Below are 24,728 nucleotides of genomic sequence, written 5' to 3'. Positions count from 1 at the left end.
TATTATTCGGGCACTTTTCAGGGGGAACATACGGATGCTCAACGGCCTTTGGCTCGGCTTTTTCCTGGTGGCGGCGGTGTCCGCCATGGCCCAATGGCTGGTGGGTGGCAACGCAGGCATCTTCGCGGCAATGGTCGAAAGCATCTTCGCCATGGCCAAGCTGTCGGTCGAGGTGATGGTGCTGCTGTTCGGCACACTGACCCTGTGGCTGGGCTTTCTGAAGATCGCCGAGAAGGCCGGTATCGTCGAGTGGCTGGCCAAGGTGCTAGGCCCGCTATTCGCCCGCCTGATGCCGGAGGTGCCGCCCGGCCACCCGGCCCTGGGCCTGATTACCATGAACTTCGCCGCCAACGGCCTGGGACTCGACAACGCCGCTACGCCGATTGGCCTGAAGGCCATGCGCGCGCTGCAGGAGCTGAACCCTGGCAGCACCACCGCGAGCAACGCGCAGATCCTGTTCCTGGTGCTCAACGCCTCGTCGCTGACCCTGCTGCCGGTAACCGTCTTCATGTACCGGGCGCAGCAAGGCGCACCAGACCCGACCATGGTGTTTCTGCCAATCCTGCTAGCGACCAGCGTCTCGACCCTGGTAGGTCTGCTGTCGGTGGCAGTGATGCAGCGTTTGCGTCTGTGGGACCCGGTGGTGCTTGCCTACTTCATCCCCGGCGCTTTGCTGCTGGGAGGCTTCATGGCTTTTCTTGGCACCCTGTCGGCCGCCGCGCTGGCCAGCCTGTCGTCGCTCATGGGCAACCTCACGCTGTTTGGCGTGATCATGCTGTTCCTGGTGGTGGGCGCCCTGAAACGGGTGAAGGTGTATGAAGCCTTTGTCGAAGGCGCCACGGAAGGCTTCGATGTGGCCAAGAGCCTGCTGCCCTACCTGGTGGCGATGCTGGTGGCGGTGGGTGTGCTGCGCGCCTCTGGTGCCCTGGAGCTGGCCCTGGACGGTATTCGCCATGCGGTGAACTGGATGGGCCTGGACACGCGCTTTGTCGAGGGCTTGCCCACCGCGCTGGTCAAGCCGTTCTCTGGCAGCGCAGCGCGGGCAATGCTGATCGAGACCATGCAGACCCAAGGCGTGGACAGTTTCCCTGCCTTGGTGGCGGCGACGATTCAGGGCAGCACCGAAACCACCTTCTACGTACTGGCCGTGTACTTTGGTGCCGTGGGCATCCAGCGCGTGCGCCATGCGGTCGGTTGCGCACTGCTGGCCGAGTTTTCAGGGGTGGTCGCGGCGATCTTCGTCTGCTACTGGTTCTTCACCTGAACCTTCAGCTGTGCCTGGTTGGCCTGGGCAATGGTCCAGCTCACCACCTGCCCCACCAGCTGGTCGCTGGCCTGACCAAAGCCGGCGACTACCGCTGACACTTGCTTGTCGGCAAGCGGCTGGCGAATCTCGAAGCGCTTGCTGGCCTGGATGCGCTGGTCGCGCCCCTTAACCAGACGCGCATCGTAGCGGATCACCACCTCCACCGCCCCGCCCGGGCGATACTCACTCTGAAACGCCTGCAGCTCGCCAGCCAGCTCGTAGTCGGCTTGCAGGTTGCTGTCGTCAGCGCTCAGGCGCTGCACCTGGCCGTCACGCTGGAATCCATCAAGCAGACGGTTGCGCAGCAGCACCGGAGCCGCATCGCTCCAGCGTGCGCCCTTGTAACTGCTTATCACATCGCCTTGGGGAATGACGGCAATGCGCGGCCCGGCCAACACTTCACTGGCCAGCGGCTTGTTCAGGCGCAATGACCACTCCAGCGGCGGCGCTGTGCGGCTGGGCTGGTTCACCGGCAGGCGATAAAGGTCCACAGGTTCGCTCTTCGGCAGGATTGAGCAGGCACTGACCAGGCTCAGCGAGGCCGCCAGGGTCAGCAGGCGCAGCGACAGATTCATGGCTGGAACTCCTTGTTGTTGTCGCGGCCAAGCAGGTAGCCGCTCGGGTCGGCCTCCAGTTGCCGGGAAATGCCTTTGAGCGCGTTAAGGGTTTCGCGCAGTTCACGAATGGCCGGGGCGAGCTGGTTCAGGCTCTGGGCGCCGTCACCGATAGCCTCGCTGTTGTTCTGGAGCAGGCTATTGATGGTTGCCGTGCTTTGGGCCAGTGACTGCATGGCCTGTTCGGCGCTACCGATCGCCTGTTTGCCTTCGCTACCCAGCAGGCCGTTGGCATTGCGCATCAGCGCCTGGGTTTCGGCCAGGGTGGCGCTGGCCTGATTACCCACCTTTACCAGCTGTTCGATGGCCTCGGCGATGCTGCCGTGCTGGCCGGCAAAGGCGCCGGTGGTCTTGTCGAGGTTGGCCAGCGTGTTGCTGAGGTGGCCTATGTTGTCCTCGGAGAACATCTGGTTGGCGTTATGGAGCAGCATGTTGATGTTGGTCACCAGGTCGCTGCTGTCGTTGAGCAGGCGCGAGATTGGCGATGGCGAAGCGATGATCACCGGCAGCTTGCCATCCTTGCCTTTAAGCTCGGGGCTTTGCGGGGTGCCGCCACTGAGCTGGATGAATGAGTTGCCGGTGACGCCGGCCAGGGTCAGCTTGGCCTGGGTGTCTTCCTTCACCGGGGTATCGGCGCTCAGGCGCACCCGTGCCAATACCCGGCGCGGGTCTTTCGGGTCCAGACGCAGGGTCGAGACGTCGCCCACCTTGATGCCGTTGTACTGCACCGTGCTGCCTCGGGAAAGGCCAGACACGGCTTCGTTGAACACTACTTCGTAATCCTTGAAGGCGTCGTCGACACTGGACTTGGCCAGCCACAGGCCGAACAGCATGGCCCCGGCCACCACCAGAACGGTGACCAGGCCGATGAGGACGTGATGGGCTCGGGTTTCCATTGCTCAGCGCTCCTGCCCGGCACGGGTGGCAGCCTGTTCGGCGGCGCGCCCGCGGGGGCCGTGAAAGTATTCTTGGATCCAGGTGTCGTTGGTCTTCTCGACCTCGGCCAGCGGGCCGGCCACCAGGACTTTCTTTTGCGACAGCACCGCGATGCGGTCGGTGATGGTGTACAGGGTGTCGAGGTCGTGGGTGATCAGGAACACCGACAGCCCCAGAGCATCGCGCAGGGTAAGGATCAACTGGTCAAATGCCGCGGCACCGATCGGGTCCAGGCCAGCCGTGGGTTCGTCGAGGAACAGGATGTCCGGGTCCAGGGCCAGGGCGCGGGCCAGCGCTGCGCGCTTGATCATGCCCCCCGACAACGAGGCCGGGTACTTGTCGGCAGCCGAGATCGGCAACCCGGCAAGGGCCAATTTCACCCCGGCCAAGTGCTCGGCATCATTGCGCGACAGCCCGGCGTGCTCGATCAGCGGCAAGGCCACGTTTTCGGTCACCGTCAGCGAAGAGAACAGCGCCCCCTTCTGGAACAGCACGCCAAAGCGCCGCTCGACCAGTGAACGCTGTTCTTCGCGCAGGCCGGTCAGGTCCTGGCCGAGCACCTTGATCTGCCCTTCATTGGGCCGGCGCAGGCCAATGATGCTGCGCAGAAGCACCGACTTGCCGCTGCCTGAGCCGCCTACCACGGCGAGGATTTCGCCGCGGTACAGGTCAAGGTCTAGGTTTTCATGTACCACCTGGCGGCCGAAGCGGTTGCAGATGCCGCGGGCTTCGATTACGCAATCCTGGCCACTCACCAGCCCATCTCCATGAAGAACAGCGCTGCCACCGCATCCAGCACGATGACCACAAAAATTGACTGCACCACTGCCGAGGTGGTGTGTGCCCCCACCGACTCGGCGCTGCCGCTGACCTTGAAGCCTTCCAGGCAGCCGATGGCGGCGATCAGGAAGGCGAAGAACGGTGCCTTGGCCAGGCCTACCAGGAAGTGCTGCACGCCAATGTCGCTTTGCAGCAGCGACAGGAACATGGCCGGCGAAATATCCAGTGTCAGGGCGCATACCACCGCACCGCCAACGATGCCGCAGATCATCGCGACAAAGGTGAGCAACGGCAGCGAAATCAGCAGGGCCAGTACCCGCGGCACCACCAGCAGTTCCATGGGGTTGAGGCCCAGCGTGCGGATGGCGTCAATTTCTTCGTTGGCCTTCATCGAGCCGATCTGCGCGGTGAACGCGCTGGCAGTGCGGCCGGCCATGAGAATGGCTGTCAGCAGCACGGCGAACTCGCGCAGGAACGAGAATGCAACCAGGTCGACGGTGAAAATGGTCGCACCGAAGTCGGCCAACACCGTGGCACCGAGAAATGCGACTACGGCGCCCACCAGAAAGGTCAGCAACGCAACGATGGGCGCGGCATCCAGCCCGGTCTGTTCAATGTGTGCCACCACAGGAGTGAAGCGCCAGCGATGTGGCTGGAAGGCGCGGCGCAGCAGGGTTTCTAGAATCACACCAACGAAACCAAGCAGTTGCATGCTGTCCTGCCACAGCGTGCCGACGGCGCAGCCGATGCGCTCCAGCAGCAACAACAGCACATTGCGCTCGGGCTCCTTGACCGGGATGCAGTAATCCTGGACCGAACAGTAGACATTCTTCAGCAGCGCCTGGCTGGCTTCAGGCAGCGCGTGGGTACAGCGCGACAGGCGCTCGGAGCCTAGCAGTTCGGCCAGCAGCGAAGCGCCGGCGGTGTCCAGGCGGCCCAGTTGGCTGAGGTCGGCGATCGTGTTGGCAGCGCACTGCGTGCGCAGGCGCTCGCTCTCGCGCTTGAGGTTGGCGTAGTGTGCCAGGGTCCAGTCACCGGTAATACGCAGGCAGGCGGGTTGGCAGCTGGTGTCCAGGGTGGCGCTGGGGGTGGTCATAGGCTCCATGCAATTGACTCGGCGCTAAGGCTTAGGGGCTGATCATAGCGCAGGGGGCATGGGCTGTTTGGTGATTATGTGCTGTGTGTGCGCTTGGCAGCAGTGCCTTGGCGCAGGCTTGTGCTGCGAAGAGCTCGTAAGCGCCCACGGAAGTGGTGTGCTGTACTGGCCCTTTCGCAGCACAAGGCTGTTCATGCGCAAGGCAGGGGGTCAACTACCCGCGGGTGCATCATTGACCACCTTGAAGCGCAGCACGCCAATCACTTGCCCATCCTCGGTCAGCACCCTCACCTGCCACTTGCCTACCGGGTTGGGTGGGAAGTTCTGCTTGTGGGTCCAGGCCCGATAGCCTTCCTTGCGCCCGCCGTGGATGTCCAGGGCAATGCGGTCGACCTCTTGGCCGTCCTTCTGCCACACGTGGTAGATCCGCTCGTTCAGGCCGCGTGGCGCGTTGATGGCGGTGTAGGCATACAGGCCACTGCTGCGAATGCGGCTGGCGGCAATTTCGTCCAGCGAGTCGCCCGGTTGGCGGTTCATGACTTCGGTACTCACCGCCACCTCGGTCATCCACAGGGTTGCCGGCGGTACCCAGGAGCGCAGCAGCCAGCCACCGGCACCGACCGACAGGGTAACCAGCACCAGAGCCACGGCGCGGCGCCAGTTGTTGATCGGGAAGCTGCTGGCCAGGCTGGGGAAGGACAGGGCCATGGCTGCGATCAGGGCCAGCTTGAAGCTTTGTGCGGTGGTCAGGTGCAGGATGATCGGTAGCGCGGTCAGCAGAGCGGCAAACAACGTCAGGGTATGCAGCGCCAGGAACAGCCAGCGCCGTGGTGCCAGCCACTTGTAGTACAGCGGGTCGGTGATCGAAACCAGGCCGGCGGCGCCGAGCAAGCCGGTGAACACCAGCTGACCGCTGTTCCAGGTGGTGGTGATGAAAAAGAACGGCAGCACGAAGAACAGCGTTTCCTGGTGGATCATCTGCGTTGCATAGCGCAGCAGCGGCTGAGGGATCTCGCGGTTGAACGTGCGCGCGAACAGCCCGGTGAGGGTGTTCTCCAGCATCAGCCAGACCCAGCTGACCAGCATGAGCACGGCGACCCAGCTGGCCAGGCCAGCCTGGCGGTCGACCAGGATGAAGCTGCCGATACCGGAGAGGAAACCGCCGAGCGCAATGATGCCGGGGTAGCGCTTGAGGAGTTCGATGACGCGCTGGACGATATGGGGGATTTGGGGCATTGGGGGCTACAACAGAAAAGTGAGGTGGCTGTGCCAGCCTCTTCGCGGGCAAGCCTGCGAAAGGGTCGGTACTGGCAAAAGGATACCGCCGATTTACCGCTGCCGTGTAGCACCACTGGGCCGTTCAGGCCCATGCCGTCGCCAGCGCAACAGCCCTGCCGCCAGGCACAGCCCCACAAGCAAGGCCATCAGCCCGTAAAGCTCGTCATAGCCTAGCAACGGCTTTTCGATGCGCACATAGCCATCTTCCTTGAGCAGATCCTTCAGTGCCTCGTTGGCCTGTTCCAGGCTGACCTGGCGCAGCTTGCGCACCGGGCTGGCAAAGCGCCCGTCGGTATAGTCGTTCAGCGCCCCCCAGTAGTAGTCGGCCAAGGCGCTGTTGCCTTGGGTGCTCCAGCTTTCCTTGGCGATGCTGGCTTCCTTGATGCGGGCGAAGGTGTCCGGGTCCAGGCCTTCCTTGCGCAGGTGGTCGAACAGGGCCTGCATCACCTTGACAGCCTTGTCGATGTCATCGCGCTCAAGGTCTGCATTGAGGCTGAGCAGGCCGGTGTCGCCAAAGCTTTCACGTTGCACGGAGGGGCCGTAGGACAGCCCGTTGCGCAGACGCAGCTGGTCGTACAGCGCCCAGTCCAGGTAGCGCGAAAGCAGGTCGAGGGTGGCTTGATGGTCGTTGTCCAGCACCGGCTCGATGAACAGCCAGTGCAATTTGACACTATCACCCAGCCAGCCGCGGGTCAGGTTGCGACGCTGTTCGGCCTGTTGGCTGATGCTTTCAAGGTTGCGGCGCTCTTCGGGTTCAGTGGCGGGCAGTTCGCCGAACGACCGCTCCAGATAGGCCGGAAGCAGGCGATCGAGGCCACCGACCATGATCAGGGTCATGTTGTTGGCCGCGTACCAGCGGTCACGCAACGCCTGAACTTGCTCCAAGGTCATGTCGTCGAGGTTGGAGCGCTCCGGGCATTTCAGACCCAGCTCGGTGGCCAGCTGGTCGTTGGCCGGATGGCCGATATCCTGGCGGTCGAGCCAGCGCTGCAGGTGGCCATAGTGGCCGCCATCCTCGCGCTCTATGATGCGCTTGGCGGTGGTCAAGGCCTTGGCGTCGATGGTGGTATCGCGGATGACTGCCAACAGCAGGTCGAGGACCTTGCGCTGGTTGCGCGCCGGGGCCTCGATGACAAAGGTGGTGTCGGCACTGCTGGTATAGGCGTTCCACTCGCCGCCGAGCGCTTGCAGGCGCTCTTCCAGCCCGCCTTCGCCTGTTTCGTCGATGCCACTGAACAACAGGTGCTCAAGCAGGTGTGGCAGCTCTTTCTGCTCGCAGTCGAAATCATCCAGGCCCACGCCGACCACTAGACGAATCGCCACATGGTCCCGTTCGTAGCCGTTTTTCAGGATGACCTGCAGACCATTAGGCAACAGGTAGCCTTCAACCCGCGAGCGGTCGAGGGCGAACGAGGGCAGGCTGCAGATCAGCAGGCAAACGAACATCAGGCAACGCATGGGCGAGCGAGGGTCCTCAGCTAGGAGAAATCACGGCTGGCGGGCTTCATCGGGCACACTGTCGAGCATCAGCCCTCCGGTGTCCGAGCCGCCCAGTACCACATAGGCACTGCTACAGAACAAAGAGTTCAACCGCTTCATGTCGGCGATCAGCTCCAAGTGTAGCGAACTGGTCTCGATACTTTGCACGACCTTGCGCTGCAGGCGGCTGACATGGGCGTGTGCGAGGCGCCGTTCCTGGGCACGGAACCGGCGTTTTTCCCGCAGCAGCAAGCGGGCGCTTTCCGGGTCGGCACTGAGGAACACCGACAGGCCCAGGCGCAGATTGGCCAGCAATTGCTCCTGTAGGCCGGTCAGCTCTTCCAGGCCTACCTGGGAAAATTCCCGACGCTGGCTGGTTTTCTGCTGCTGGACCTTGCGCAGCATGCGTTCGATCAGGTCACAGGCGAGTTTGAGGTTTATTGCCAGCTCGATGATTTCGGCCCAGCGGCGGTTGTCCTGTTCGCTGAGGTCTTCCCGTGACATCTGCGCCAGGTACAGCTTGATTGCGCTGTACAGGGCTTCGGCGTCTTCGCCCAAGGCGCGAACTTGCTGTGGCAAGGCGGTCTGGGTGCCACGCAGGGCTCCAAGCATCGCTTCGAGCAGGCTGTCGACAATATCCCCCAGGCGCAGCGTTTCGCGGGCGGCGTTGGCCAGCGCCAGGCTGGGCGTTTCCAGGGCCGAGGCATCAAGGTGACGGGGGCGGACCTGACCATTGCCGTTTTCCCGTTCAGGCAGCAGGACGTTGCACAGCCGACCCATCGGTTTGACTGTGGGCAGCATGATCAGACAGCGCAGCGTGTTGTAGAGCAGGTGAAAGCCGATGACCAGCTCCTGCGGGCTGAAACTCAGCGAGTCCATCCATGCCACCAGCGGGTGCAGCACAGGGATGATCAGCACCAGGCCGATCAGCTTGTACAGCAGGCTGCCCAAGGCCACCCGACGCCCGGCGGCGTTCTGCATGCTGGTACTGATGAAGGCCAGCAGCCCGCTGCCGATGTTGGCGCCGACCACCAGCCCGATGGCTACCGGCAAGCTGATCAGTTCGGCGCCGGCCAGTGTCGCTGTGAGCAGAACGGCGGCCAGACTGGAATAGGAAATCATGGCGAACATTGCCCCGACCAGAGCGTCGAGCATGATGTCGCCGGTCAGTGAGGCAAACAGCACTTTCACGCCCTGGGCATGGGTGATCGGCGCGGCTGCCTGCACGATAAGCTCAAGTGCCAGGATGATCAGGCCAAGCCCGATGCCTACTCGGCCCAGTTGGCCGGCCCGTGTCTGCTTGCGCGAAAGGAAGAAGATCACGCCAAGGAAGATCAGCAGCGGCGACAGCCAGGACAGGTCGAAGGTCAGTACCCGGGCCATCAGTGCGGTACCCACGTCGGCACCCAGCATGATCGCCAAGGCCGGGGTCATGGCCATCAGGCCTTGGCCGACGAAAGAGGTGACCAGCATGGCCGTGGCGTTACTGCTTTGAACCATGGCTGTGACCAGAATACCGGCGATGAATGCCAGCGGGCGCTTGTCCATGTTCTGGCTGATGATGCGTCGCAGGTTCGAACCGAATACCCGAAGGATGCCGGTACGCACAATGTGGGTACCCCAGACCAGAAGCGTCACGGCCGAGAGCAGGTTGAGCAGGGTCAGCATGGCGAAGGCCCCCTGTTGCATAGGCCCATCGGGCCAAGAAAAGAAACGTGAGCGTTTGAAGAATTTTCGGTGCTCACTCAAAGCTTTAGCTGTTTTGCCAAGCTGTCGCCAGCTTCGCATGGCAGTCATTTATTTGAAACAGATCTTGAAACGAATGACGGCCTGGCGGGGCCGCTTCGCGGGCAAGCCTCCACAGTGACAACGCGCAGGAAAAAACGCACAGAAAAAAGGCATGAAAAAGGGCCCTGCGAAGGGCCCTTGTTGTGCAGCACTTCCTTGGCCTTATTGACCCGGAATGTCCTTGCGCAGTTTCACCGGTTCATGATCTTTGCCTTCCTTGCGGGCCATGGCGGTGCGCATGCGTATGTTGATGGCTTCCACCCCCAGCGAGAAGGCCATGGCGAAGTAGACATAGCCCTTCGGCACATGCACATCGAACGCTTCAGCGATCAGTACAGTACCGACCACGATCAGGAACGACAGCGCGAGCATCTTCAGCGACGGGTGCTTGTCGATGAAATTGCTGATGGCGCCGGCGCACAGCATCATCACCAGCACGGCCACGACGATGGCGGCGATCATCACCGGTACGTGGGAAACCATGCCCACAGCGGTGATCACCGAGTCCAGCGAGAACACGATGTCGATGATGGCGATCTGGATGATGGTGTAGAAGAACTTGCCACCTGCGCCTTTGGGCTCCTCTGCGTTCTCGTCCTCGCCTTCCAGGCCGTGGTAGATCTCTTGCGAGCTCTTCCATAGCAGGAACAGGCCACCGAAGAACAGGATCAGGTCACGCCCGGAGATGCCTTGGCCAAAGACCACGAACAGGTCTGCGGTAAGGCGCATCACCCAGGTAATCGACAGCAGCAGCATGATACGGGTGACCATGGCCAGGGCCAGGCCGAAGATCCGGGTGCGTGGCTGCATGTGCTTGGGCATGCGGCTGACCAGAATCGAGATCATGATGATGTTGTCGATACCGAGGACGATCTCAAGCGCGGTAAGGGTGAAAAAGGCAACCCAGATTTCCGGGCTGGTCAGCCATTCCATGTATTTTCCTTCGAGCGGTAATGGCAACGCGCCCCGGTCAGGGCGCGTCGCGTACGTGATACGGATGTATTAAAGACTACTGAACAGCGGGAAAATCCCCATCAGCAGTGCGCCGAGCATTATGCACAGGCATACCAGCACTGCCCACTTGAGCGTGAAGCGCTGATGATCGCCGAACTCGATACCGGCCAGGGCCACCAGCAGGTAGGTGGAGGGTACCAGCGGGCTGAGCAGGTGTACCGGCTGCCCGACGATCGACGCACGGGCCATTTCCACCGGGGTGATGCCATAGTGGCTGGCGGCCTCGGCCAGCACCGGCAGTACGCCGTAGTAGAACGCGTCGTTGGACATGAAGAAGGTGAACGGCATGCTCACGATCGCGGTGATGACGGCCAGGTATGGGCCCAACGCCTCGGGGATGACCGCCAGCAGGCTCTTGGACATGGCGTCGACCATGCCGGTGCCGGACAGGATGCCGGTGAAGATGCCGGCGGCGAAGATCAGCCCGGTCACGGCCAGTACACTGCCGGCGTGGGCGGCGATGCGGTCCTTCTGCTGTTGCAGGCACGGGTAGTTGACGATCATGGCGATACTGAAGGCAATCATGAACAGCACTGGCAGCGGCAGCACGCCGGCGATCAGCGCGACCATCAGGGTGGCGGTCAGGGCACCGTTGAAGTACAGCAGCTTGGGCCGGCGTGCGTCCGGGTACTGCGAGACGGTGATTTCGCTGTGGTCGATGTCGTCGGTAGGCAGATGCAGTTCGCCCAGGCGGGCACGCTCACGCTTGCCATACATGTAGGCAATGGCCAGGATCGCCAACACACCGAACAGCATGGCCGGGATCATCGGCACGAAGATGTCTGACGGGTCTACGTGCAGGGCGCTGGCAGCACGCGCGGTCGGCCCACCCCAGGGGGTCATGTTCATCACGCCGCCGGCGAGGATGATCAGGCCGGCCATGATCCGCGGGCTCATGCCCAGGCGGCTGTACATCGGCAGCATGGCGGCGCAGCAGATCATGTAGGTGGTGGCTCCGTCACCGTCGAGCGAGACCACCAGGGCCAGTACAGCGGTACCGACCGAGACTTTCAGCGGATCGCCCTTGACCAGCTTTAGGATCTTGCGAACGGCCGGGTCGAACAGGCCGGAATCGATCATCAGGGCGAAATAGAGGATGGCGAACATCAGCATCACGCCGGTAGGTGCGAGCTTGCTGATGCCCTCTAGCATCATGGGGCCGATCTTGGCGGAAAAACCACCGAACAGGGCGAACAGGATCGGTACCAGAATCAGCGCGATCAAGGCCGAAAGGCGCTTGGTCATGATCAGGTACATGAACGTGATGACCATGGCAAAGCCGAGGAAGGTCAGCATGGCAATACTCCAGGCGGGGCGCGGCGAAAGGACAGTCGATTCGGGCGTATCAGCGCGTAGGGCACTGTGCGGGGAGCATGCGGAGGGGGACTACGAAAAGGCGGGCACAGGAATACATCAGAATCACCATTGTTGTTGTTGATTGGGCCGGGCGCGGTATTGACCGGGTGCCCTGGCTGACCGGTCTTGTGCCGGTAGTGGGCGCTATCCTAAAAGGGCAAGCTTTCAGCCAGCTTTCGCTGAAGCAAAGGTGACGAGAGGTAGGTGATGCAGGATGTAACCGAAGGTGGCTGCCATTGTGGAGCCCTGCGTTATCGACTGGAGGGCAACCTGACGGACATTGCCCACTGTCATTGTTCGATCTGCAGGCGGGTCAGCGGTGGACTGGTGGTCACCTGGCTTACCCTGCCCCGTTCTGGGTTCCAGTGGTTGACGGGCGAGCCGAACTGCTATGTGGCGCCTGCCAGTTGCAGCCGCTACTTCTGTGGGCAGTGTGGGGCGCATGTGGCGCTGGTGACCACGCATAGCCCGCAGACGATCGATGTGACGGTGGCCACGCTGGATCACCCTGAGCGGGTACGAGCCAACCGGCATATCTGGGTGGGCAGCCGGTTGCCCTGGTTGCATCTGGATGAGGATTTGCCCTCGGAAGATGAGGAGCGCCTGTAGGGGGGGCTTGCCCGCGAAAGGGCCAGCCCGTCATCCATCACAACTGCAGGCCACCAGCAGCCTTGTGCAACGCCCGCAAGTGCTCGCCGATCTGCTTCACGTTGGCCTCGACCGCTGCAATTTCCTTGGCTCGCGACGGCTCCAGCAGCGCCCTCACCTCTTTGTCCAGGCTGGTGCTCAAGCGCAACAGCTGTGCCTGCCGCTCTCTGCTCACCTGCTCCAGGTGCTTGCGCTCTTCTGGCTGCGGCAGCCCGTAGCCTTTGGAATCGAGCAACTCTGCCGGGCGGCTGAGAAAGCCGCTGTTGGCAAGCATTTGCTTGAGCGTGGCATCGGCTTTGTTGATGCTGCCATCCTTCAAGGCTGCGGCGTTCAGGTAACGCTGCTTGACCTCGTCCTGGGCCAGCAGAAGCTGCCGGCGCAGGCTGGCCTGCTCAAGCAGAAGCAGTGCCGCGCTGGTGCGCAGGTCAGCCTTGGCGAACCAGCTACGGCGCTGCTCGGCATTGAGGGCCAGCCAGTCTTCAACCAGAGCTTGCTTGATTGGCAACTGTTTTCTCAGCACCTCGAACATGGCCTGGTACCGGTCGCGGTAAGAATCGAAGCGGTAGCCCAGGCGTAACGCTTCGCGCGGGTTATCAAGCACGCTGGTATCTGCCAGCCCCCTGCCCTTGAGCACGGCCAGCAAACCGTTGGGCATGATGCTGTCCAGGTCGTTGAGGCGCGCATTGGCGGTGCCGCTGCGCAGCAGCTTCAATGACTCCACGGCACAGTTGTTGGACAGGAACCAGTAGTTGCCGTCATAGCTCCAGTGCATCTCGGCGGCCTGGCGCACCAGGTTCTCGATTTCGTCGCGGTTGAGCTTCAAGGGCACCGAGGCCAGGCTGCGCAGCTCGGTCTTGGTGTATTCGTCGATCACCTGGCCCAGCGGAAGCACGAATAGCCGCGACGGGTAGTTGCCGACCAGGCCGTCCCAGCTGGAGAGTTGCACGTCGTTGACGAAGGCGCGGTACGAAAGCACCAGGCTTTGATCAAGGTCCAGGCGGCAGTCTGGACCGCGTGGTCGGCCCGGCTTGCAGATCACCAGGCGCAGCATGCTGTGCCCCCAGCGGCTGACCAGGTTCTGATTGGCTTCAGCCAGCAGATAGTCCACTTCGTAGACCCGCTCTGGGTCGATTTCACCTAGCGGCTGGCGGGCGAAGTCGCTGCCGGCATTGATGAATGGCAGGCCTTTGGCACAGGTGTCCTGTTGGGGTGCCCAGCCGAAGTGTTCGCGGAGGTACTGATACAGCGCCGGGCGACGGCAGCTGTAGCTCGGGTCGAGGAGGAAATACTCCATGTTGACCGCGATGTATTCCTTGGGGCTGCTCAACTCATAGCTGTCGGGGCTGCGCACGAATTGGCCATTGTGCTGTTCGCGCTCGCCTCGTCGGCCCACGTACTGCTGCCACCCGGCCAGGTCGAGCAGGCGTGGGTCGTCGCTCAGGGTGAAGCGGCGCTCGGCCTGCCCGCGGCATTCTTCCGGCAGGCCGACCTTGCCCAGCGTGCCTTGCTGGCGCTTGCAGCGTGCAATCAGCGAACTCTCGACGCTGGGCCACAAGCGGGCACGGTCGTAGAGATGGGTGAGCTCGTGCAGCACGGTGGCCAGCAGCTCTTCTCGCACCGTGCCATGTGGGCGGTCGGTGCGCTCAGTGGCGGCGCTGCCATCGGTGAGGCTGGGCAGCAAGCTGCGGTTGAGCTCGAGGGTGGATATCAGTGAAGCCTGCCCATAGGCGTCGGTAGGCATGTTGTCGCTCCAACTGACCCGCACGCGACGGTCCAGCTGTTGCTTGAAGCGCGGTGGCAGCTTACCCATGGCCTCGTTGAGCAGGGCTTGGGAAGCTTGTGCTTGTTGCGGGTCCAGGCCGGACGACTGCAGCTCAAGCTGCAGGTCGGCCAAGGCGGGCGTGCCGAGCAGCGTCAGGGCGCAGCCGAGCAGCCAGGCGCGCACGCGCGTCACAGTGCGAGTATGGCTTCAGCCAGCACCTGGTCGCTGGCGCCTCGCGCTTCCGGTACGCGCTCGCGCAGGGTATTGAAGGCTGCCTCGAGTTGGACGCCGCGGATATCACCGTTGCTGGCGACAAAGCTTGCAGCGTCGTCGTGGGCTTCACGCACCACTTTGGAGTCGCGGATCGAGGTGGTGGTGTCTGAGGTGAAGTCGATCGAACGGCCAAAGGCACGCACGATGATGTTGCTGGTGGCCACCAGGGTCTGTGCCTGGGCCAGGTCGGCCAGCAGCAGCATGCCGAGGGAAGCGGCAATCAGCGGTTTACGCATGGAGCATCTCCGAAAAATACAGGGAGTCAGATGTAGTTATTGGACGAGAATTGCCTGCGCCAGTTCCAGATCGCCGACGGCATGCCGTGCGCAATTGTGGCGTAATGATTCAAGGGCGGCTTCCAGGCGTGCACCACGGATCAGGCCGTCGCTGGCAACGAATGCGGCGGCATCGTCGCGGGCCTGTCTGACCAGTTTGCGGTCGAATGGTGCGGCTGTGACCTGGCTGGTGACATAGCCGGTGATGACCAGGCTTTGTGTGGTCGTATCCATGGCATGGGCGCTGGCCATGCCTGCGGCGGCGAACAGCAACGGCAACAGATAACGCATGAGCTTTCTTGAAGGCTGGAAAAATGAACGGCGAAGCCTACCTCAGGTGCGAGGGCAGAAGCCAACGCACCTGTCTCGCATGGGGTGTATCAGAGTGCCAGGATGGCCTGGGCCAGCTGTGCATCGCTGGCTTGCAGGGCAGGCATGTTCGAACGGATGTGTACAAAGGCGCTTTCCAGTCGGGCGCCGCGGATAGCGCCCTGGGTACCGACGAAGCTGGCTGCGTCATCGCGGGCTGCCTGGACGATCTTGTCGTCGCGGAACGAAGAACTCACGTCGGATGTGGCGTCGGTGGAGGCAGCAACGGCGCCCACTACCGCGTCGGTGGTGACAACGAAACTGGTGGCATTGGCAGTGCCAGCCAGGCCAAGCAGCAGGGCGGCGCCAAGCAGGTGTTTACGGGACATGATCGTGGACTCCTGGGGTAGGGTCAGGTTGGTTCTGCTTTATCGGACGTTTGCAGGGATCGTCACGGTACGTTTCAACAACGGGTTCCAGCAGACGGTTATGCCAAGCGTATCACGCAGTGCTGCGTAGGGATGATAACGAGTGCTACGCTAGGCAACTGTTAAGGCATTTTTTTGTATTTGTAAAACTGTACTGGTCGTGATCTGAAGTGCTCTACAGCGTATCTCTCGGGCAATAAAAAACCCGCTGCAGTTACCTGCAACGGGTTTGGGGAATTCACGGTGCCGGCCGAAGCCGGCAAGCCGGGAGCTTAGCGCCAGAAAGGCTTGCTCAGCTCTTCGTAACGCTGCGACTCGCTGATACCGGCGTCTGCCAGCAGGCGGGAGTCCAGGCGAGCCAGTTGACGACGGCTGGTCATACGGCGCTGCCACAGCAGCAGGGTCGACAATGCGCGCAGCGGCAGCGAGGTGTTGGATTGCTGGGCGTTGCTTTCAAAAACCAGACCGGAACTGAGGGTACGTTCCATGATGCTTCATCCTTCCGCTTATGGCGGCATTAGGTAGTGATTTAACTGATGCCAATGATCCTCCTCTGTCGTCCATAACAGTAGATACAGTTCAGTTGAAAGACGATGGCTCAGTTAACTGTGTAACCCTACTGTTGCACTCGAAATAGGCGTAACTGTACTGGTCTGCACTTCTTTGGTGCACTTTGATTCGAAGAAGGGGATTCTTCAGTCGGGAAGATCTGAAAACACCAGTACAGTAGAACAGATTACTCTGATGATGGCGGAAAGGTGTATTGATAGAAGGGTTTGACTGTTATGGCCCATTCGCGAGCTTGCCCGCTCCCACAGGGAAAGTGCTGCNGGCAAGCCCGCGAAGAGGCCGGAACAGCGGAGGCAGGGCCGCCGTTCCGTACCACATCTGGATCAGCTAGCCAGCATGCGCCCGGTTTCTTCCAGGTTTTCGTGCCAGCTCAGGGCTTCACGCAGGATGTGCGGGGTATGGCCGCCACGCTGGCAGGCACGGTCGAAGTAGTCGTTCAGCGCAGCGCGATAGTCTGGGTGCACGCAGTTGTCGATAATCGCTCGCGCCCGTTCGCGCGGCGCCAGGCCACGCAGGTCCGCCAGGCCCTGCTCGGTGACCAGGATGTCCACGTCGTGCTCGGTGTGGTCGACATGGCTGACCATTGGCACCACGCTGGAAATCGCCCCGCCTTTGGCAATCGACTTGGTGACGAACACGGCCAGGTGGGCGTTACGGGCGAAGTCGCCGGAGCCACCGATGCCGTTCATCATCCTGGTGCCACAGACGTGAGTGGAGTTGACGTTGCCGTAGATATCGAACTCCAGTGCGGTGTTGATACCGATGATGCCCAGGCGACGTACCACTTCCGGGTGGTTGGAGATTTCCTGCGGGCGTAGCACCAATTTGTCCTTGTAGCGCTCCAGGTTGCCGAACACATCGGCATTGCGGCGCGTTGACAGGGTGATCGAGCTGCCCGATGCGAAGCTAAGCTTGCCGGCGTCGATCAGGTCGAAGGTGGAGTCCTGCAGCACTTCGGAGTACATGGTCAGGTCTTCGAACGGCGACTCGATCAGGCCGCACATCACCGCATTGGCAATGCTGCCAATGCCAGCTTGCAGCGGGCCGAGCTTGTTGGTCATACGGCCTGCATCCACTTCCTTCTTGAGGAAGTTGATCAGGTGGTCGGCGATGCCCTGTGTTTCATCATCTGGCGGCAGCACAGTGGACGGCGAGTCTGGCTGGTCGCTGATGACGATACCGACGATCTTGGCGGGGTCGATCGGGATCGCGGTGCTGCCGATACGGTCGTCTACCTTGACCAGCGGGATTGGCGTGCGAGTCGGACGGTAGGTTGGGATATAGATGTCGTGCAGGCCTTCGAGGTTGGTGTTGTGCGAGAGGTTGATCTCCACAATCACCTGCTTGGCGAAGATCGCGAAGCTGGCCGAGTTGCCCACCGAGGTGGTTGGCACGATGTGGCCTTGCTCGGTGATGGCCACAGCTTCGATGACCGCGATGTCCGGCAGCTTCAGCTGCTGGTTGCGCAGTTGCTCGACGGTTTCCGACAGGTGCTGGTCAATGAACATCACCTGGCCGTCATTGATGGCTTTGCGCAGGGTGCTGTCGACCTGGAACGGCATGCGGCGGGCCAACACACCGGCCTCGGTCAGTTGTTTGTCCAGGTCATTGCCCAGGCTGGCGCCGGTCATCAGGCTGATTTTCAGTGGCGATTGCTTGGCGCGTTCGGCCAGTGCATGCGGTACGGCCTTGGCTTCGCCGGCGCGGGTGAAGCCGCTCATGCCGACAGTCATGCCGTCCTCGATCAGACCAGCGGCATCAGCCGCACTCATTACCTTGCTGTGCAGGGAGGACAAGCGGATACGATCACGGTACATGGATTGTTATCTCGGGCTACTGAAACTACTGCAGCGCAGTCTAGAGATTTCGCCCATTGCCGTCCCACGACCATGGTCGTATGAGAAGCCTTGTATTTGAGCCGTTGATCCGGATCAATAAAAGAAAAGCCCCGGCAGATTCTGACCGGGGCCTCCTTTATATCAGCTGGTTTGCAGCGGCTGGTGTCACTCCACTGCCTTGACCATGTCCTCGATGACCTTCTTGGCGTCACCGAACACCATCATGGTCTTGTCCAGATAGAACAGTTCGTTGTCCAGGCCGGCATAGCCGCTGGCCATCGAGCGTTTGTTGACGATGATGGTCTTGGCTTTGAACGCTTCGAGGATCGGCATGCCGGCGATTGGCGACTTGGGATCGTTCTTCGCCGCCGGGTTGACCACGTCGTTGGCGCCCAGCACCAGCACCACGTCGGCCTGGCCGAACTCGGCGTTGATGTCTTCCATCTCGAATACCTGATCGTACGGCACTTCAGCCTCGGCCAGCAGTACGTTCATGTGCCCGGGCATGCGGCCCGCCACCGGGTGAATCGCATACTTCACGGTCACGCCGTTGTGGGTCAGCTTCTCGGTCAGCTCTTTCAGCGCGTGTTGTGCGCGGGCCACCGCCAGGCCGTAGCCCGGAACGATGATCACGCTGTCGGCGTTGCTGAGCAGGAAGGTGGCATCGTCAGCCGAACCGGACTTCACCGGCCGCTGTTCTTGCGAACCTTGCGCCGCGCCAGTGTCGGTATCGCCACCGAAGCCGCCAAGGATGACGTTGAAGAACGAGCGGTTCATCGCCTTGCACATGATGTACGAGAGGATGGCACCGGACGAACCTACCAGGGAACCCGCGATGATCAGCATCGAGTTGTTCAGCGAGAAGCCGATGCCGGCCGCTGCCCACCCCGAGTAGCTGTTGAGCATCGACACCACCACTGGCATGTCGGCGCCGCCGATCGGAATAATGATCAGCACACCCATGATGAAGGCCAGGACCAGCATCAGGGTGAAGGCACTGTAGTGGCCAGTGAAAGTGAAAAGCAGGCCAAGGGCGATGGTGGTCAGGCCAAGGATCAGGTTCAGTTTGTGCTGGCCAGCGAACTGTACCGGTGCGCCTTGGAAAAGGCGGAACTTGTACTTGCCCGACAACTTGCCAAAGGCGATCACCGAACCGGAGAAGGTAATGGCACCGATGGCAGCACCGAGGAACAGTTCCAGGCGGTTGCCGGTGGGGATCGGATCGCTGATGGCAGCCACAATGCCCATCGACTGTGGCTCCAGCACGGCGGCGATGGCAATGAACACCGCGGCCAGGCCGATCATGCTGTGCATGAAAGCGACCAGCTCGGGCATTTTGGTCATTTCGACGCGCTTGGCCATGATCGAACCGGCGGTGCCGCCGACCAGCAGGCCGACGATGACATAGCCGATACCGGCTGTGGCAAGTTCAGCCCCAAGCTTATAAATGAGGCCGACCGTCGTGAGGATGGCGAGCCCCATGCCGATCATGCCGAACAGATTGCCGCGCCGCGAGGTAGTCGGGTGCGACAGGCCCTTGAGCGCCTGGATGAAGCACACCGAGGCGACGAGGTAGAGGAGCGTTACCAGATTCATGCTCATGCTTACTTCTTCGCCTCGTTCTTGGTTTTCTTCTTGAACATTTCAAGCATGCGGCGGGTGACCAGGAAGCCACCGAACACGTTGACTGCGGCAAGGGCCACAGCCAGGGTGCCCATCAGCTTGCCGGCCGGGGTCACGGTCAGGGCCGCGGCCAGCATGGCGCCGACGATGACGATTGCCGAGATGGCATTGGTGACCGCCATCAGTGGGGTGTGCAGCGCCGGGGTGACGTTCCACACCACGTGGTAGCCCACATAGATGGCCAGCACGAAAATGATCAGGTTGTAGATGCCGTGGGAAATCAGCATGTCTTCCATTGTCGTGCTCCTTAGCCGTTCTTGCGGACGATCTGACCATCACGGCACATCAGGCAGGCCGCGACGATGTCGTCTTCGAGGTTGATGATCAGCGCGCCATCCTTGTCGAACAGCAGCTTCATGAAGTCCAGCAGGTTGCGTGCATACAGTGCCGAGGCATCGGCACTCACCTGGGCCGGCAGGTTGGTCGGGCCGACGATGGTCACGCCGTTCTCCTGCACCACCTGGTCTGCGACGGTCAGCGGGCAGTTGCCGCCTTGGGCTGCAGCCAGGTCGATGACCACCGAGCCAGGCTTCATCTGCGCCACTGTTTCGGCGCTCAGCAGGGTCGGCGCCTTGCGCCCGGGGATCAGCGCGGTGGTGATGACGATATCGGCCTGCTTGGCGCGCTCGTGCACGGCCTGCGCCTGGCGCTGCATCCAACTGGCCGGCATTGGTCGGGCATAGCCGCCAACACCTTCGGCGCATTCTCGCTCCTCGTCGGTCTCGTAGGGCACGTCGATGAATTTTGCACCCAGTGATTCGATCTGCTCTTTCACCGCCGGGCGAACGTCGGATGCTTCGATCACCGCACCCAGGCGCTTGGCGGTGGCGATAGCCTGCAAGCCGGCAACGCCAGCGCCCAGTACCAGGACGCGTGCGGCCTTAACGGTACCGGCAGCGGTCATCAGCATTGGCATGAAGCGTGGGTAGTAATGGGCTGCCAGCAACACGGCCTTGTAGCCGGCGATGTTGGCCTGCGACGACAGCACGTCCAGGCTCTGCGCCCGCGAGGTTCGCGGCGCGGCTTCCAGGGCGAAGGCGGTAATACCGCGTTCGGCCATCTTGCCGATCAGTTCACCGTTGAAGGGGTTGAGCATGCCCACCAGAAGGCTGCCGCTGTTGATCAGGGCCAGTTCCTGGTCGTTGGGGGCGACCACTTTGAGTACCAATTGGGCGCCGTAGGCATCGGCGGCGCTCCCAAGGGAAGCACCCACGGCTTCATAGGCACTGTCCGGAATGGCGGCGTTGAGCCCTGCCCCCCGTTGAACGGTGACCTGATGGCCCTGGCCAATCAGTTTCTTGATGGTTTCGGGGGTCGCAGCGACCCTTGTCTCACCGGTCTGCGTCTCGAGAGGAACACCAATGTGCACGACTATTTCTCCTGCGGTGACCTTTTGTCTTTGTAGAAGCCAGCACACTTCGGATGGTGCGCTGGGGCGGCTGTGGAGCGCCAACCCGCCGGATCCCGGGCGGGGCGAAGCATTTTGCAGACGAACCCGAAGGCCTTCAACCGGTTCTGAAGCGAAACGAAGTCAAAACTACAAGTCACCCTGTGACCGCTTGTCGCAGCAATAGGGTTGCAGCCCGTCAAACATGCGCCATTGGCAGATTAGGAGAAAAAATCAAAAAAAAAGCGGCCAATTCGCTTACGACTAGTTGGATGTCGCAAAATAACCCGCAAAGCCGCGTACTGAGCACGGTTAAAGGGTGTTTTTATGCTTGCGTTACAGTTTGCGAATATGCGACATATACATATATCTGTAGGTGTTTAAAATAATTGACTACAGGGTCAATTTGTCGCGCTTGCCCCTGATCTATTCAGGTAGGCCTGAGCCTGGCTTACGAGCCAGTCGCGAAAGGCGCGTAGCGACGCCGACTCCACCTTGCGCTCTGGAATCATCAGATAGTAGGCCTTGTCGCTACTCAGGGCATGCCTGTTAGCGACCACCAGCCGTCCCTCCTCCAACTCCCGCTGGATCAGGAACGGCGGTATCAGGGCAATGCCCATATCGTGCATGGCCGCCTGGGCGAGCATCGAGAATAGTTCATAGCGCGGGCCTGTCATGTCGCGCTCCACATTCATGCCCACACTGCCGAACCATTGCCGCCAGGCATACGGGCGCGTGCTCTGCTGCAGCAGTGGTAGCTGCGCGATGTGGCGTGCCTCGAGCATGCCCTGGCCGTTCAGCAGTGCCGGGCTGCACACGGGTACTGGGTTTTCACCCATCAGTTGGTGCGACTGGGTGCCTGACCAGTCCGCATCACCAAAATAGATGGCGGCATCGAAGGTAGTGTCGGCGAACAGGAATGGCCGGGTGCGGTTGGTGAGGTTGACTGTGACCTCCGGGTGGCGCTGCTGGAAGTCCTTGAGCCGTGGTAGCAGCCATTGAGTGCCAAACGTCGGCACTACCGCCAGCTCGATCACATTGGCGCCTTGCTGGCGCATGACCGACAAGGTATCGCGCTCCACGGCGTCCAGTTGGGCCGCCACCTGGCGACTGTAGGACAGGCCGGCTTCGGTCAGCCTTACGCCGCGGCGCGAGCGACGGAACAGTTCCACATTAAGGAAGGCTTCCAGGCCACCGATCTGCCGACAGACGGCACCCTGGGTCAGCGCGAGTTCCTGGGCAGCCTTGGTAAAGCTCTCGTTACGGGCTGCCGCCTCGAAGCAAATCAGGGCGGCGGTACTGGGGATCTTACGGCGCATGTACGTCAACCTCACTTGTAAGGCTGTCAATAAGGCGTTTTGCCGATTTACGGAGTGACAAAATATCACTAATTGGTGCGCAATCCTCGTTTGTCCCGGCGGCCGATCAGGCCTAGGCTCAAAGGCACAAGAAACTGACCCCTATTTCGAGGATTCGCTCATGGCCGGTAAAGCAAGCTTCAACTGGATCGACCCGTTGCTGCTGGATCAGCAGCTCACTGAAGAAGAGCGCATGGTGCGTGACAGCGCTTATCAGTTCGCCCAGGACAAGCTGGCCCCGCGTGTGCTTGAGGCCTTCCGCCATGAGCAGACCGATCCGGCGATCTTCCGCGAGATGGGTGAAGTCGGCCTGTTGGGTGCAACCATTCCCGAGCAATACGGTGGCAGTGGCCTGAATTATGTGTGCTATGGCCTTATTGCTCGCGAAGTGGAGCGTATCGACTCAGGTTACCGCTCGATGATGAGTGTGCAGTCGTCACTGGTGATGGTGCCGATCAACGAATTTGGCACCGAAGCTCAAAAGCAGAAGTACCTCCCCAAGCTGGCCAGTGGCGAGTGGATCGGTTGCTTCGGTCTGACCGAGCCTAACCATGGCTCCGATCCTGGTTCGATGATTACGCGCGCGAGGAAGGTCGACGGTGGCTACCGGCTGACCGGCAGTAAAATGTGGATCACCAACAGTCCTATCGCCGATGTGTTCGTGGTGTGGGCCAAGGATGATGCGGGCGATATTCGTGGCTTCGTACTGGAAAAAGGCTGGCAAGGCCTCAGTGCCCCGGCAATCCATGGCAAGGTTGGCCTGCGCGCGTCGATCACTGGTGAAATCGTCATGGACAATGTGTTCGTGCCAGAAGAGAACATCTTCCCGGACGTGCGTGGCCTCAAGGGCCCGTTCACCTGCCTGAACTCGGCTCGCTATGGTATTTCTTGGGGGGCGCTGGGTGCCGCTGAAGCCTGCTGGCACACCGCTCGCCAGTACACCCTGGACCGTCAGCAGTTTGGTCGTCCACTGGCCGCCAACCAGTTGATTCAGAAGAAGCTTGCCGACATGCAGACAGAAATCACCCTGGCGCTGCAGGGCTGCCTGCGTCTGGGGCGCATGAAGGATGAAGGGACGGCTGCGGTGGAAATCACCTCCATCATGAAGCGCAATTCCTGCGGCAAGGCGCTGGATATCGCCCGTATGGCGCGTGACATGCTGGGTGGCAACGGCATCTCCGACGAGTTTGGTGTGGCCCGCCATCTGGTTAACCTGGAGGTGGTCAACACCTATGAAGGTACCCATGATGTGCATGCACTTATCCTGGGGCGTGCGCAAACCGGTATCCAGGCGTTCTATTGATAAGGAGCTAACCATGGGCGCGCTATCACATCTGCGGGTGCTAGACCTTTCGCGCGTGTTGGCCGGCCCGTGGTCTGGTCAGATTCTGGCTGACCTTGGTGCCGACGTTATCAAGGTCGAGCGCCCAGGCAGTGGCGACGATACCCGCTCATGGGGGCCGCCTTTTCTCAAGGATGTCGAAGGTGAGGACACCAGTGAGGCGGCTTACTACCTGTCGGCCAACCGCAACAAGCGCTCAGTGACCATCGACTTTACCCAGCCGGAGGGGCAGCGGCTGGTGCGGGAGCTGGCGGCGAAGTGCGATATCGTCATAGAGAACTTCAAGGTGGGTGGGCTGGCTGCCTATGGCCTGGACTACCAGAGCCTCAAGGCGGTAAACCCGCAGCTCATCTATTGCTCCATTACCGGCTTCGGTCAGACCGGGCCCTATGCCAAGCGCGCTGGCTATGACTTCATGATCCAGGGCTTGGGTGGGCTGATGAGCCTGACTGGTCGTCCGGAGGGTGAAGAGGGCGCCGGGCCGGTCAAGGTGGGGGTGGCGCTTACCGACATTCTGACCGGGTTGTATTCCACGGTCGCCATGCTGGCTGCCCTCGCCCACCGGGATCAGGCCGGGGTCGGCCAGCATATCGACATGGCATTGCTCGATGTACAGGTGGCCTGCCTGGCGAACCAGGCAATGAACTACCTGACCACGGGCAGCCCTCCTCGTCGGCTGGGTAATGCGCATCCTAATATAGTCCCTTACCAGGACTTTCCGACGGCAGATGGCGATTTCATTCTTACCGTGGGCAATGACAGCCAGTTCCGCAAGTTCGCTGAGGTGGCCGGGCAGCCGCAATGGGCGGAAGACCCTCGATTCATTACCAATAAGCTGCGGGTGGCCAACCGGGCCGAACTGATTCCATTGATTCGCCAGGCTACGGTGTTCAAGACCACGGCTGAGTGGGTGGCCCAGTTGGAGGCTGCAGGAGTGCCATGTGGGCCTATCAATAACCTGGCGCAGATGTTCCAGGATCCCCAGGTGCTGGCGCGCGGGTTGGCGTTGAATATTCCGCATCCATTGGCGGGTAGTGTGCCGCAAGTTGCGAGCCCGATACGGTTGTCGGAGACGCCAGTGGAGTATCGCCGGGCACCACCCTTGTTAGGCGAGCATACCGAAGCGGTGCTGGGGGAGGTGCTGGGGCTGGATGTCGGCGAGGTGCAGCGCCTTCGTGGTGCTGGTGTGCTCTAGATGAGTAGCGGGG

At 61.4% G+C, this 24,728-nt stretch carries 23 protein-coding genes; 4 read left to right on the top strand and 19 right to left on the bottom strand.

What is annotated here, in order from left to right:
* Window positions 1-34 precede the first annotated feature (34 nt).
* Window positions 35-1,264 (top strand): nucleoside recognition domain-containing protein, encoded by a 1,230-nt coding sequence (locus ACTJJN_RS09580; RefSeq protein WP_392490492.1) that lies wholly within the window; start codon window positions 35-37, stop codon window positions 1,262-1,264.
* Here ACTJJN_RS09580 and ACTJJN_RS09575 read toward each other — a convergent pair.
* From ACTJJN_RS09575 to ACTJJN_RS09535, 9 genes are all read right to left on the bottom strand, one after another.
* The gene (locus tag ACTJJN_RS09575) at window positions 1,246-1,881 is read right to left on the bottom strand and encodes an ABC-type transport auxiliary lipoprotein family protein (protein ID WP_440781213.1); all 636 of its coding nucleotides are present in this window, start codon (window positions 1,879-1,881) and stop codon (window positions 1,246-1,248) included. The genes ACTJJN_RS09580 and ACTJJN_RS09575 overlap by 19 nt on opposite strands.
* Window positions 1,878-2,816 (bottom strand): MlaD family protein, encoded by a 939-nt coding sequence (locus ACTJJN_RS09570; RefSeq protein ID WP_324737279.1) that lies wholly within the window; start codon window positions 2,814-2,816, stop codon window positions 1,878-1,880. The genes ACTJJN_RS09575 and ACTJJN_RS09570 overlap by 4 nt, the downstream gene beginning before the upstream one ends.
* Window positions 2,817-2,819: 3 nt before the next feature.
* On the bottom strand, window positions 2,820-3,611 hold the full coding sequence (locus ACTJJN_RS09565; RefSeq protein WP_014754977.1) for an ABC transporter ATP-binding protein: 792 nt from the start codon (window positions 3,609-3,611) through the stop codon (window positions 2,820-2,822).
* On the bottom strand, window positions 3,608-4,741 hold the full coding sequence (locus ACTJJN_RS09560; protein WP_011953163.1) for an ABC transporter permease: 1,134 nt from the start codon (window positions 4,739-4,741) through the stop codon (window positions 3,608-3,610). Before ACTJJN_RS09560 ends, ACTJJN_RS09565 begins: the two co-directional genes overlap by 4 nt.
* A 201-nt stretch (window positions 4,742-4,942) precedes the next feature.
* The gene (locus ACTJJN_RS09555; RefSeq protein ID WP_003252945.1) at window positions 4,943-5,968 is read right to left on the bottom strand and encodes a DUF5924 family protein; all 1,026 of its coding nucleotides are present in this window, start codon (window positions 5,966-5,968) and stop codon (window positions 4,943-4,945) included.
* A 93-nt stretch (window positions 5,969-6,061) separates the two neighbouring features.
* A complete protein-coding gene (locus ACTJJN_RS09550; protein ID WP_088512668.1) occupies window positions 6,062-7,468 on the bottom strand; it encodes a M16 family metallopeptidase in 1,407 nt (468 codons plus the stop codon).
* A 30-nt stretch (window positions 7,469-7,498) separates the two neighbouring features.
* Window positions 7,499-9,157, bottom strand: coding sequence for a Na/Pi cotransporter family protein (locus ACTJJN_RS09545; RefSeq protein ID WP_011953165.1), 1,659 nt, complete (start codon window positions 9,155-9,157; stop codon window positions 7,499-7,501).
* Window positions 9,158-9,439: 282 nt separating this feature from the next.
* Window positions 9,440-10,210: a TerC family protein gene (locus ACTJJN_RS09540; protein ID WP_003252940.1), complete on the bottom strand. Its 771-nt coding sequence runs from the start codon at window positions 10,208-10,210 to the stop codon at window positions 9,440-9,442.
* Between the two features lie 69 nt (window positions 10,211-10,279).
* Window positions 10,280-11,587 carry a CitMHS family transporter gene (locus ACTJJN_RS09535; protein WP_003252938.1) on the bottom strand — a complete coding sequence of 436 codons (1,308 nt, stop codon included), beginning with the start codon at window positions 11,585-11,587 and terminating at the stop codon, window positions 10,280-10,282.
* Window positions 11,588-11,854: 267 nt separating this feature from the next.
* Between ACTJJN_RS09535 and ACTJJN_RS09530 the strand changes: the two genes are divergently transcribed.
* The gene (locus ACTJJN_RS09530) at window positions 11,855-12,256 is read left to right on the top strand and encodes a GFA family protein (protein WP_011953166.1); all 402 of its coding nucleotides are present in this window, start codon (window positions 11,855-11,857) and stop codon (window positions 12,254-12,256) included.
* A 37-nt stretch (window positions 12,257-12,293) separates the two neighbouring features.
* On the opposite strand, the gene ACTJJN_RS09525 is transcribed toward ACTJJN_RS09530, so the two are convergent.
* The 10 genes from ACTJJN_RS09525 to ACTJJN_RS09480 form a co-directional block, all read right to left on the bottom strand.
* Window positions 12,294-14,249, bottom strand: coding sequence for a DUF7844 domain-containing protein (locus ACTJJN_RS09525; protein WP_324737280.1), 1,956 nt, complete (start codon window positions 14,247-14,249; stop codon window positions 12,294-12,296).
* Window positions 14,246-14,566: a DUF2388 domain-containing protein gene (locus ACTJJN_RS09520; RefSeq protein ID WP_003252932.1), complete on the bottom strand. Its 321-nt coding sequence runs from the start codon at window positions 14,564-14,566 to the stop codon at window positions 14,246-14,248. The genes ACTJJN_RS09525 and ACTJJN_RS09520 overlap by 4 nt, the downstream gene beginning before the upstream one ends.
* Before the next feature lie 36 nt (window positions 14,567-14,602).
* The gene (locus tag ACTJJN_RS09515) at window positions 14,603-14,896 is read right to left on the bottom strand and encodes a DUF2388 domain-containing protein (protein WP_011953168.1); all 294 of its coding nucleotides are present in this window, start codon (window positions 14,894-14,896) and stop codon (window positions 14,603-14,605) included.
* 89 nt (window positions 14,897-14,985) lie between these two features.
* Window positions 14,986-15,303 (bottom strand): DUF2388 domain-containing protein, encoded by a 318-nt coding sequence (locus tag ACTJJN_RS09510; protein WP_011953169.1) that lies wholly within the window; start codon window positions 15,301-15,303, stop codon window positions 14,986-14,988.
* A 311-nt stretch (window positions 15,304-15,614) separates the two neighbouring features.
* Window positions 15,615-15,830, bottom strand: coding sequence for a DUF1127 domain-containing protein (locus ACTJJN_RS09505; RefSeq protein ID WP_003252924.1), 216 nt, complete (start codon window positions 15,828-15,830; stop codon window positions 15,615-15,617).
* Between the two features lie 405 nt (window positions 15,831-16,235).
* Entirely contained in the window at window positions 16,236-17,729 is a 1,494-nt protein-coding gene (locus ACTJJN_RS09500) for an acetyl-CoA hydrolase/transferase family protein (protein WP_003252922.1), read from the bottom strand.
* Between the two features lie 186 nt (window positions 17,730-17,915).
* A complete protein-coding gene (locus ACTJJN_RS09495; protein WP_003252919.1) occupies window positions 17,916-19,352 on the bottom strand; it encodes an NAD(P)(+) transhydrogenase (Re/Si-specific) subunit beta in 1,437 nt (478 codons plus the stop codon).
* Window positions 19,353-19,354: 2 nt separating this feature from the next.
* Window positions 19,355-19,669, bottom strand: a complete 315-nt coding sequence (locus tag ACTJJN_RS09490) for an NAD(P) transhydrogenase subunit alpha (protein ID WP_003252914.1) — start codon at window positions 19,667-19,669, stop codon at window positions 19,355-19,357.
* 11 nt (window positions 19,670-19,680) lie between these two features.
* Window positions 19,681-20,802, bottom strand: coding sequence for a Re/Si-specific NAD(P)(+) transhydrogenase subunit alpha (locus ACTJJN_RS09485; protein ID WP_011953170.1), 1,122 nt, complete (start codon window positions 20,800-20,802; stop codon window positions 19,681-19,683).
* A 419-nt stretch (window positions 20,803-21,221) separates the two neighbouring features.
* Window positions 21,222-22,139, bottom strand: a complete 918-nt coding sequence (locus ACTJJN_RS09480) for a LysR family transcriptional regulator (RefSeq protein ID WP_004575245.1) — start codon at window positions 22,137-22,139, stop codon at window positions 21,222-21,224.
* Window positions 22,140-22,299: 160 nt separating this feature from the next.
* On the opposite strand from ACTJJN_RS09480, the gene ACTJJN_RS09475 reads away from it, so the two are divergent.
* Window positions 22,300-23,481, top strand: coding sequence for an acyl-CoA dehydrogenase (locus tag ACTJJN_RS09475; RefSeq protein WP_003252907.1), 1,182 nt, complete (start codon window positions 22,300-22,302; stop codon window positions 23,479-23,481).
* 13 nt (window positions 23,482-23,494) lie between these two features.
* Window positions 23,495-24,715 carry a CaiB/BaiF CoA transferase family protein gene (locus tag ACTJJN_RS09470; protein WP_011953171.1) on the top strand — a complete coding sequence of 407 codons (1,221 nt, stop codon included), beginning with the start codon at window positions 23,495-23,497 and terminating at the stop codon, window positions 24,713-24,715.
* Window positions 24,716-24,728 lie beyond the last annotated feature (13 nt).

The organism is Pseudomonas sp. 22515 (assembly GCF_052044625.1).
In the GTDB taxonomy this organism is placed as follows: Bacteria; Pseudomonadota; Gammaproteobacteria; order Pseudomonadales; family Pseudomonadaceae; genus Aquipseudomonas; species Aquipseudomonas alloputida.
This window is presented reverse-complemented; position numbering and strand designations above follow the sequence as displayed.

Excerpts from the sequence above, each read along its gene's own strand:
- ACTJJN_RS09570 (WP_324737279.1), bottom strand. The coding sequence starts at position 2,816 with ATGGAAACCCGAGCCCATCACGTCCTCATCGGCCTGGTCACCGTTCTG.
- ACTJJN_RS09520 (WP_003252932.1), bottom strand. The coding sequence starts at position 14,566 with ATGCGTAAACCGCTGATTGCCGCTTCCCTCGGCATGCTGCTGCTGGCC.
- ACTJJN_RS09580 (WP_392490492.1), top strand. The coding sequence starts at position 35 with ATGCTCAACGGCCTTTGGCTCGGCTTTTTCCTGGTGGCGGCGGTGTCC.
- ACTJJN_RS09555 (WP_003252945.1), bottom strand. The coding sequence starts at position 5,968 with ATGCCCCAAATCCCCCATATCGTCCAGCGCGTCATCGAACTCCTCAAG.
- ACTJJN_RS09560 (WP_011953163.1), bottom strand. The coding sequence starts at position 4,741 with ATGGAGCCTATGACCACCCCCAGCGCCACCCTGGACACCAGCTGCCAA.
- ACTJJN_RS09495 (WP_003252919.1), bottom strand. The coding sequence starts at position 19,352 with ATGAGCATGAATCTGGTAACGCTCCTCTACCTCGTCGCCTCGGTGTGC.
- ACTJJN_RS09575 (WP_440781213.1), bottom strand. The coding sequence starts at position 1,881 with ATGAATCTGTCGCTGCGCCTGCTGACCCTGGCGGCCTCGCTGAGCCTG.
- ACTJJN_RS09540 (WP_003252940.1), bottom strand. The coding sequence starts at position 10,210 with ATGGAATGGCTGACCAGCCCGGAAATCTGGGTTGCCTTTTTCACCCTT.
- ACTJJN_RS09490 (WP_003252914.1), bottom strand. The coding sequence starts at position 19,669 with ATGGAAGACATGCTGATTTCCCACGGCATCTACAACCTGATCATTTTC.
- ACTJJN_RS09535 (WP_003252938.1), bottom strand. The coding sequence starts at position 11,587 with ATGCTGACCTTCCTCGGCTTTGCCATGGTCATCACGTTCATGTACCTG.
- ACTJJN_RS09530 (WP_011953166.1), top strand. The coding sequence starts at position 11,855 with ATGCAGGATGTAACCGAAGGTGGCTGCCATTGTGGAGCCCTGCGTTAT.
- ACTJJN_RS09470 (WP_011953171.1), top strand. The coding sequence starts at position 23,495 with ATGGGCGCGCTATCACATCTGCGGGTGCTAGACCTTTCGCGCGTGTTG.
- ACTJJN_RS09545 (WP_011953165.1), bottom strand. The coding sequence starts at position 9,157 with ATGCTGACCCTGCTCAACCTGCTCTCGGCCGTGACGCTTCTGGTCTGG.
- ACTJJN_RS09505 (WP_003252924.1), bottom strand. The coding sequence starts at position 15,830 with ATGGAACGTACCCTCAGTTCCGGTCTGGTTTTTGAAAGCAACGCCCAG.
- ACTJJN_RS09475 (WP_003252907.1), top strand. The coding sequence starts at position 22,300 with ATGGCCGGTAAAGCAAGCTTCAACTGGATCGACCCGTTGCTGCTGGAT.
- ACTJJN_RS09550 (WP_088512668.1), bottom strand. The coding sequence starts at position 7,468 with ATGCGTTGCCTGATGTTCGTTTGCCTGCTGATCTGCAGCCTGCCCTCG.
- ACTJJN_RS09510 (WP_011953169.1), bottom strand. The coding sequence starts at position 15,303 with ATGTCCCGTAAACACCTGCTTGGCGCCGCCCTGCTGCTTGGCCTGGCT.
- ACTJJN_RS09480 (WP_004575245.1), bottom strand. The coding sequence starts at position 22,139 with ATGCGCCGTAAGATCCCCAGTACCGCCGCCCTGATTTGCTTCGAGGCG.
- ACTJJN_RS09515 (WP_011953168.1), bottom strand. The coding sequence starts at position 14,896 with ATGCGTTATCTGTTGCCGTTGCTGTTCGCCGCCGCAGGCATGGCCAGC.
- ACTJJN_RS09500 (WP_003252922.1), bottom strand. The coding sequence starts at position 17,729 with ATGTACCGTGATCGTATCCGCTTGTCCTCCCTGCACAGCAAGGTAATG.